The sequence below is a fragment of the Spirulina subsalsa FACHB-351 genome, from assembly GCF_026130165.1.
Classification (GTDB): Bacteria; Cyanobacteriota; Cyanobacteriia; order Cyanobacteriales; family Spirulinaceae; genus Spirulina_A; species Spirulina_A subsalsa_A.
Genome location: NZ_JAIHOM010000203.1, coordinates 1 through 3,493, shown reverse-complemented (window position 1 = coordinate 3,493; position 3,493 = coordinate 1). Strand labels below are relative to the sequence as shown.

Genomic DNA, 3,493 nt, shown 5'->3' with positions numbered 1-3,493 from the left:
CTTTAAACGGAATTTTGGGCTTTTCTAGGAAGCATGATTAGTTTCCACTTCGCGGCCTTAGCCACTCGGACTCCTGACTCAGCTCAGTCGGTTTTCTCCCAACCTCAACACCTCGTTCAGTTGCACCAGGACTTCCATCCCCTGGCTGGTCTTAACCTTCTCCGTCCCCCAGTTCCTATTCTTTAACGGTACGGGATTGTTAACCCGTTGTCCATCGACTACGCTTTTCAGCCTCGCCTTAGGTCCTGACTTACCCTCCGTGGACGAGCCTTGCGGAGGAACCCTTAGGGTTTCGGGGTAGGTGATTCTCACACCTATTTTCGCTACTCAAGCCGACATTCTCACTTCTGTACTGTCCACATCTGCTTGCCGCTAATGCTTCTCCCAATACAGAACGCTCCCCTACCACTTATGTAGTATTACAGTAAGTCCACAGCTTCGGTAAGTGACTTAGCCCCGTTCATTTTCGGCGCAGGAGCGCTTGACCAGTGAGTTATTACACACTCTTTTAAGGATGGCTACTTCTAGGCAAACCTCCTGGTTGTCTATGCACTCCCACCTCCTTTCTCACTTAGTCACCATTTGGGGACCTTAGCTGGTGGTCTGGGCTGTTTCCCTTTCGACGATGAAGCTTATCCCCCACCGTCTCACTGGTTAAGTTCACTTGAGTATTCTGAGTTTGCCTCCCTTTGGTACCGCTCTCGCAGCCCGCAGCGAAGCAGTGCTTTACCCCTCAAGTTTTCTCTTAACCGCTGCGCCTCAACGCATTTCGGGGAGAACCAGCTAGCTCTGGGTTCGATTGGCATTTCACCCCTAACCACACCTCATCCGCCAATTTTTCAACATTGGTCGGTTCGGACCTCCACTTAGTTTTACCTAAGCTTCATCCTGGACATGGTTAGATCACCCAGGTTCGGGTCAACAAATTATGACTTATTCGCCCTTTTCGGACTCGCTTTCGCTTGGGCTTCGGCTTTTTCCGCCTTAACCTGCCATAACCTGTTAGTCGCCGGCTCATTCTTCAACAGGCACACGGTCAGACGTTTAATCGTCCTTCCATTGCTTGTAAGCTAACGGTTTCACGTTCTCTTTCACTCCCCTCATCGGGGTTCTTTTCACTTTTCCCTCGCGGTACTGGTTCGCTATCGGTCACACAGGAGTATTTAGCCTTACCAGGTGGTCCTGGCTGATTCACCCGGGATTTCACGTGCCCCGGACTACTCGGGATTCAACCTCGCCCTTTCCATTTTCGACTACAGGACTTTCACCTTCTCTGGTGGAGCTTTCAACTCCTTCGTCTAATTTCCACGGTCGTTTTGGTTGTCCCACTACCCCCTCGATTAAAACCGAGGGTTTAGGCTTGTCCCTTTTCGCTCGCCGCTACTTGGGGAATCGCTTTTGCTTTCTTTTCCTCTGGCTACTAAGATGTTTCAGTTCGCCAGGTTCGCTCGTGCTGGTCTATGGATTCAACCAGCCGTTTTTGGGTTGCCCCATTCGGATACCTCCGGCTCAATGCCTGCTTCCTGCTCCCCGGAGTGTTTCGTCGGTCGCTACGTCCTTCTTCGCCTCTGTGTGCCAAGGGATCCGCCGTTAGCTCTTTCTATCTTGACCTCTTGATTGTCTGTGAGCTCCCTACTCATAGTTTCTCGCTCTCTTCTCTCTTGCGATTGATTCAAGCTTTCTCTATTTTGAGTTGCTCTTTTTTCTTCTATGCAGTTTTCAAGGTTCTGGACTGGATTCGAGAATCCAGCAGGTTGAGTCACTCAATTGCTGGGTCTCTTTTTTCGGGGTGGTGGGCCATCCTGGACTCGAACCAGGGACCTCACCCTTATCAGGGGTGCGCTCTAACCACCTGAGCTAATAGCCCTTTTCTTTGATAGGTGAACCCCATCTAATAGTTTGAAAGTTTAGTCCCCCTGTCTTGACCTGCTTGGATTTGAATGGATTTTCTTGGGTTTTCACTCCATTCAACAGGTCTCCCTTTAAAGGAGGTGATCCAGCCACACCTTCCGGTACGGCTACCTTGTTACGACTTCACCCCAGTCACTAGCCCCACCTTCGGCGCCCTCCTCCGCGAACGGTTGGAGTAACGACTTCGGATGTTGCCAGCTTCCATGGTGTGACGGGCGGTGTGTACAAGGCCCGGGAACGGATTCACCGCCGTATGCTGACCGGCGATTACTAGCGATTCCTACTTCATGCAGGCGAGTTGCAGCCTGCAATCTGAACTGGGGCTGAGTTTGCTGGGATTCGCTGGCTCTTGCGAGTTCGCTGCCCTTTGTCTCAACCATTGTAGTACGTGTGTAGCCCAGGACGTAAGGGGCATGCTGACTTGACGTCATCCCCACCTTCCTCCGAGTTGTCCCCGGCAGTCTCCCTAGAGTTCCCAACTTAATGATGGCAACTAAGGACGAGGGTTGCGCTCGTTGCGGGACTTAACCCAACATCTCACGACACGAGCTGACGACAGCCATGCACCACCTGTCTCCGCGTTCCCTTAGGCACTCCCACCTTTCGGCAGGATTCGCGGGATGTCAAGCCCTGGTAAGGTTCTTCGCGTTGCATCGAATTAAACCACATACTCCACCGCTTGTGCGGGCCCCCGTCAATTCCTTTGAGTTTCACACTTGCGTGCGTACTCCCCAGGCGGGAAACTTAACGCGTTAGCTTCGGCACAGCCTGAGTTGATACAGGCTACGCCTAGTTTCCATCGTTTACGGCTAGGACTACAGGGGTATCTAATCCCTTTTGCTCCCCTAGCTTTCGTCCCTCAGTGTCAGTACAAGCCCAGTAGAGCGCTTTCGCCACCGGTGTTCTTCCCAATCTCTACGCATTTCACCGCTACACTGGGAATTCCCTCTACCCCTACTGTACTCTAGCTTCTCAGTTTCCACGGCCCCCCCAGAGTTGAGCTCTGGTTTTTAACCGCAGACTTGAAAGGCCACCTACGGACGCTTTACGCCCAATAATTCCGGATAACGCTTGCCTCCTCCGTATTACCGCGGCTGCTGGCACGGAGTTAGCCGAGGCTTTTTCCTCAGGTACCGTCAGAACTTCTTCCCTGAGAAAAGAGGTTTACGACCCAAAGGCCTTCTTCCCTCACGCGGTATTGCTCCGTCAGGCTTTCGCCCATTGCGGAAAATTCCCCACTGCTGCCTCCCGTAGGAGTCTGGGCCGTGTCTCAGTCCCAGTGTGGCTGTTCTTCCTCTCAGAACAGCTACTGATCGTCGCCTTGGTGAGCCTTTACCTCACCAACTAGCTAATCAGACGCGAGCTCCTCTCTAGGCAATTAATCTTTTACCCGCAGGCTCATCCGGGATTAGCAGTCGTTTCCAACTGTTGTCCCCGACCTAGAGGCAGATTCTCACGCTTTACTCACCCGTCCGCCACTAACTCCGAAGAGTCCGTTCGACTTGCATGTGTTAAGCATACCGCCAGCGTTCATCCTGAGCCAGGATCAAACTCTCCATTTTGGCTCTCTAGATGTTTTTTT

The 3,493-nt window shown here is 52.2% G+C and carries 1 tRNA gene and 2 rRNA genes (1 of these 3 cut by a window edge); all 3 read right to left on the bottom strand.

The annotated features are described in order from the left end of the window. A 23S ribosomal RNA gene (locus K4A83_RS21920) occupies nt 1-1,611 on the bottom strand; it reaches 1,385 nt to the left of the window's first position. Nucleotides 1,612-1,790: 179 nt separating this feature from the next. Next, nucleotides 1,791-1,867 (bottom strand) — tRNA-Ile (locus K4A83_RS21915). A 117-nt stretch (nt 1,868-1,984) separates the two neighbouring features. After that, a 16S ribosomal RNA gene (locus K4A83_RS21910) occupies nt 1,985-3,473 on the bottom strand. Together the 16S and 23S rRNA genes with 1 tRNA gene alongside form the textbook arrangement of a ribosomal RNA operon. Between the last annotated feature and the right edge of the window lie 20 nt (nt 3,474-3,493).